This is a genomic window from Streptomyces antarcticus, from assembly GCF_026627255.1.
Taxonomy (GTDB): domain Bacteria; phylum Actinomycetota; class Actinomycetes; order Streptomycetales; family Streptomycetaceae; genus Streptomyces; species Streptomyces antarcticus.
In genome coordinates, this window is the sequence record NZ_JAPNLM010000079.1 from 1 (window position 1) to 1429 (window position 1429).

2 protein-coding genes are annotated in these 1429 nt (G+C 68.2%); both read left to right on the forward strand.

Going from position 1 to position 1429, the window contains the following annotated elements; genetic code table 11:
• The first annotated feature begins 104 nt into the window (after nucleotides 1–104).
• The gene (locus OTB16_RS39095; protein ID WP_267727706.1) at nucleotides 105–953 is read left to right on the forward strand and encodes an IS5 family transposase; all 849 of its coding nucleotides are present in this window, start codon (nucleotides 105–107) and stop codon (nucleotides 951–953) included.
• The gene (locus tag OTB16_RS39100) at nucleotides 950–1354 is read left to right on the forward strand and encodes a hypothetical protein (protein ID WP_267727708.1); all 405 of its coding nucleotides are present in this window, start codon (nucleotides 950–952) and stop codon (nucleotides 1352–1354) included. Before OTB16_RS39095 ends, OTB16_RS39100 begins: the two co-directional genes overlap by 4 nt.
• Nucleotides 1355–1429: the final 75 nt, after the last annotated feature.

The following is a 1429-nucleotide window of genomic DNA, read 5'->3' on the forward strand; positions in this document are numbered from 1 at the left end:
AGAGGGCGGTTCGTGACTCTTTGAGTGGTTGTGTCGTCGCCTGATGGTGTGGGGTGCGGGCGGAATCCGCTGGTCCGCAGCTGGTGGTCTGTTGGGGTGGCGGGGTGAGTGAACGCAAGCCGTACCCGAGCGACTTATCGGACGAGCAGTGGTCTCTGATCGAGCCGGTGATCACGGCGTGGAAGGGCCGGCATCGCTCGGTCAGTGGCCACCAGGGCGCCTACGCGATGCGGGAGATCGTGAACTCGATCCTCTACCAGAGCCGGACGGGCTGCCAGTGGGCCTACCTCCCGCACGATCTGCCACCCAAAAGCGCGACGTACTACTACTTCGCCGCCTGGCGGGACGACGGGACCGACCAGGTCATCCATGAACTCCTGCGCTGCCAGGTCCGTGAACGGGCCCGACGATTAGAGGACCCGACCCTGGTGGTCCTGGACACGCAGAGTGTCCACGTCTCTGCCGGGGTTCCCGCCTCCACGACCGGCCGGGACGCCGCGAAACGCGTGCCGGGCCGCAAGCGGGGCCTGGCCGTGGACGTGCTCGGCCTGGTCATCGCCGTCACGATCCTCACCGCGAGCGCGCACGACAACGCCGCGGGTATCGCCCTGCTCGACCAGGTCGCCCAGAACGCCGGCGGAACCGTCCGCAAGGCACTGGTCGACCAGGGCTTCAAGAACCAGGTCGCCGCCCACGGCACCCGCCTCGGCATCGACGTCGAGACCGTCGAGCGCAACCCGCAGGACAAAGGGTTCGTCCCTCAGCCGAAGCGGTGGGTGGTCGAGCAGACCTTCGGGATCCTGATACTGCACCGGCGCCTGGTCCGCGACTACGAGCACAGTCCGTCCTCGTCCGTCTCCCGCGTCTACTGGGCCATGACCCATGTCATGGCCCGCCGCCTCACCGGCGCGAACACCCCCACCTGGCGCGACCCGCAGGCGGTGGCCGCGTGAACATCCGGCCCCTGCTCGACGCGCTCGGCATCCAGGAAGACGCCGCCCAGGCCATGGCCGATGAGCTCCGAACCCAGATCGGCGAACTACAGGCTCGCCTGCGGGAGGCCGAAACCCACCTCGAACACCTCGCGATCACCCGGAAGACGGTCACCGCCCTCGCCGACCGTCTCCCGGCCCAGGCCCACTCACCCGGCCTGCCCGAACACCCGGACTATCCCCGCATCCTCGCCGTCTTCAACGAGGCCACCGGTCCCCTCCGGGCCCGTGACGTCTGCCAAGCCCTCGACCACGAAGTCCTGCCGAAGAACATCGAGGGCACCCGCGCCAAGCTGAAACGCCTGGTCAAGCTCGGCATCCTCACCGAAGTCGACACCGGCAGCTTCGCCAGGAAGCAGTAGCCGACCGAGCACCGTGACCAGCAGCCCCGCCCCAGCCTCACCCGGAAATGGACATCAACTCGCGAACCGCCCTCT